Here is a 2,895-nt window from a genome sequence, read left to right as displayed (position 1 = left end):
GATTTGTGACAATAACGGCAATAGACGTCAGCTTTGGCCATGCTTTACCCTTAAAAGGCGGGAAGCATATCACAACAACTAACTATTTAATACATGACCATGGTAGCCTTATCTCAAAGTATCGGCATATCTCAACCACAGCTCTTAAGGTGTGAAAAAGGTGATCGTCAAATATCTGCGTCGCATCTTTTTCTGATTGCGATGGTATTAGACACTCCACTTGATTGGTTTTTTACGGATTGCTTTCTTTATTTTGGAGATATAGCTCCCCCCAAAAACACCGATGACCGATGAATACATAATCAACACCACGCCTTATCCGGGGTTTCCCGGCGCACGGATAAGTAATTTACTTTCAAATTGAAGCTCAATTCTAATATGAACTCAAATAGTTTCATATAGGAGTTTCATCATGGCTAAACAAGTGCCTGTCGTTATCTGCCGTACACACCCCAAAGCGGTTATTCCTACCTATCACACTGAAGGCACAGCAGGGTTCGACCTGAACGCCGTAGATTACCAATTATATACCAATGTCGAAGATGGCAGGTCACACCTTGCTTACTACATCAGAACGGGGATAAAAGTCGCTATACCGGACGGGTATTGCATGAAGATTTATGCCCGTAAAGACCTAGGACAAGAGCATCATGCACGTCCTGCGGAATGTGTCGGTATTATCGATTCTGATTATCGTGATGAGATTGTCATTAAGCTGCTTGTTGAATCGGGTGCGTACCCTCTGACCTTCAGGGAAGGCATGTGCATTGCTCAGGGCTTAATTGAAGAAGTGACCAAGGCATCATTTGAGGATGTCACCGAGGAAAAATTCGCTGAACTGCAAAAAACAGCACAGAGTGAAAATCAGTCCGGCCATCTGGATAACCCCGTAGACACTGAAACTGATTCAGCAGAGAAAGGTAAAGCGTCAAAGTCAAAGGTTGAGAAATAAGGGTAAATTGTTATGACCGGTTATATTCTGGCGGATAACTTTACGCTTAATCGCAGTGAAGAAGGAACCTACTCAGCATTCGATCTTAACATCGCCACCGCATTACTGGCCGGCTCTCAGCTGGAAAGCATGACCTCTGAGGGTGATGCTATAATGAAGGCGCCCAATGGCCTTGGCTGGATTATCGCAAAAGAACCGGGCTTAGAACGTATCGAAGACTTAGAGAAACAGTATAACTCTCCTTGTTACAGTCCCATGACTAACGAACTATTTACGCGTTTTATCATGCGGGAGTATCCTGTAACGATTGACCCTATCGTTGCGGTAAACGGCACTCTGGTTGGGCAGTGGCGCGTTGCATCAAACGGCGCATCAGCTGGTATCAATGTCACTACCGCGTTCCAACACAAGTTACCTGAATTCTGCGTCACCCAGTCTGAAAATATGTCAGAAGCCATCGTGCATAATGGTTTAATGCAAGCCGGAATTGGCCGCACTGCTTACCTGTATTTTCAACACGACATGGCAAGCTATGACGTGGTTTTTATCTCGCCACAAACAGCGGAAGTTATTAAACAGGAGCCGGCTTTCTGGGCGTACTGCGTCCGCGTTGCTGAACTTGATCAATATGCGGTGATTGGCGTACCTCAAGAAGCAGAATTATTGGCCGTCGAAAATGCGAAGCTCGTGCTGGTGGCTCAGGTGGCGGAATACAAGCGTGAAAGCACGTCAAAGCTGGATGACGACAAAGATTCTGAACAGTAATTTATCCCAGGGGTTTTATAAAAGCCCCTGATATAGGTAGTAATTAGGTATTTATAAACTCAATTTATCTGTGATCATTATACCCCACGGTCATACCAGGCTACGTTTCTTAATTATTTAATCGTCTGTAAAAGAGTCGAATACAGCCTAATTTCACCATTGATAATATGTTTATTATTCATATCCTTTTCTGGGAAAAGGCGTATTTTCCCTAGATATTACACCATAAATGCTTCTATTTTTAAATTAACAATAAATTTATCAAAAAATAATTCCAATACTTGATTTTATAATTTTTATTTATTGATTTTAAAATTAGAGTTGATATAAATTTTACTCCCCTTTCATCAAGAGATTAATTTAATCTTGATAATAAATAAGTTAAGGATATAGATATGTCATATACTTTAGTTGCATATTATGAAAATGGTATTCCATATGATGCGAATGGAAATAGGATTATTAAAATTATCCCGACGATAGTCAGCGGGAGAGAAATATTAAACAGATTGAAATCTAGTTTTATGCCATCCACTCCTAACATTCTACCTGGTGTTGGGTATGGTTCATATGCTAAGCCGAGTGACAATCTAACGGATGGTGCCATCTATACACCAGGCGGAGGAATTAGCGCTCGTGATATGATTAATGCTTGGAAAAAAAATGGAAAAGATGAAATATGTCCAGTTTGTTCAAGGAAACAGTGTCCTTTTATAGAGAAGGAAATAGAGAGGGCATTAAGAGAGCTGGATAAACATAGTAATAGTGAAACCAAAGCACTAATGAAGTGTGATTACCATTTTAGGCAACCGTTGTTAAATATTAAAAATATGTTTAACTCTACGGCACCTGTTATTATGGGTCATTTATCTATGCTTGAAGATAATAGATTTTATTCAACTACGGATAATCTAAAAGGGCTTTTTGAAGATCGATGTTTACTAGATACTAGAATAGGCTCATTTAAGAGTTTATCATCTAATTATCAAACCACATTACAAATATTTGCTTATGGAAAGGAATCCAGAGAACCAAAATATAATAACTTTTACCACCATATGGGTAGTGTGGAAGGCTCCGGAAGGAGTTCCCAATTTGGTAAAAGAGATATTAATTCAGCCATTAAAGAATTATATAACAATATGCTTCCTACAATGAAAAACTTTTTTGTGTTAGAT

The 2,895-nt window shown here is 39.7% G+C and carries 4 protein-coding genes; all 4 read left to right on the top strand.

Annotated elements, in window-relative coordinates:
- Positions 1-93 precede the first annotated feature (93 nt).
- Positions 94-294 (top strand): helix-turn-helix domain-containing protein, encoded by a 201-nt coding sequence (locus tag Xhom_RS47295; protein ID WP_420855277.1) that lies wholly within the window; start codon positions 94-96, stop codon positions 292-294.
- 118 nt (positions 295-412) lie between these two features.
- Positions 413-952, top strand: coding sequence for a dCTP deaminase/dUTPase family protein (locus Xhom_RS24510; protein WP_099140113.1), 540 nt, complete (start codon positions 413-415; stop codon positions 950-952).
- Between the two features lie 12 nt (positions 953-964).
- Positions 965-1,717 carry a hypothetical protein gene (locus Xhom_RS24505; protein WP_099140112.1) on the top strand — a complete coding sequence of 251 codons (753 nt, stop codon included), beginning with the start codon at positions 965-967 and terminating at the stop codon, positions 1,715-1,717.
- A gap of 395 nt (positions 1,718-2,112) precedes the next feature.
- A partial coding sequence (locus tag Xhom_RS24500) for a hypothetical protein (protein ID WP_145957514.1) occupies positions 2,113-2,895 on the top strand: 783 nt, incomplete at its 3' end.

The sequence above is a fragment of the Xenorhabdus hominickii genome (assembly GCF_002632725.1).
In the GTDB taxonomy this organism is placed as follows: Bacteria; Pseudomonadota; Gammaproteobacteria; order Enterobacterales; family Enterobacteriaceae; genus Xenorhabdus; species Xenorhabdus hominickii.
The sequence above is the reverse complement of the archived record's forward strand: the minus strand, read 5'-3'. Positions and strand labels throughout refer to the sequence as shown.